The 218-nt window shown below is 56.0% G+C and carries 1 protein-coding gene; it reads left to right on the forward strand.

All coding sequences use genetic code 11. The annotated features are described in order from the left end of the window. Nucleotides 1-218, forward strand: a 218-nt coding sequence (locus tag E0L20_RS23820) for a GTP-binding protein (protein ID WP_242673439.1), incomplete at both ends; no start/stop codon positions are given.

The following is a 218-nucleotide window of genomic DNA, read 5'->3' on the forward strand; positions in this document are numbered from 1 at the left end:
ACCGGTGCTGCGCAGATGGACGGCGCGATCCTGGTTGTTGCTGCGACTGACGGCCCAATGCCTCAGACCCGTGAGCACATCCTGCTGGGTCGTCAGGTAGGCGTTCCTTTCATCATCGTGTTCCTGAACAAATGCGACATGGTTGATGACGAAGAGCTGCTGGAACTGGTAGAGATGGAAGTTCGTGAACTGCTGTCTCAGTACGATTTCCCAGGCGA

It is taken from the genome of Enterobacter wuhouensis (genome assembly GCF_004331265.1).
Lineage (GTDB): Bacteria > Pseudomonadota > Gammaproteobacteria > Enterobacterales > Enterobacteriaceae > Enterobacter > Enterobacter wuhouensis.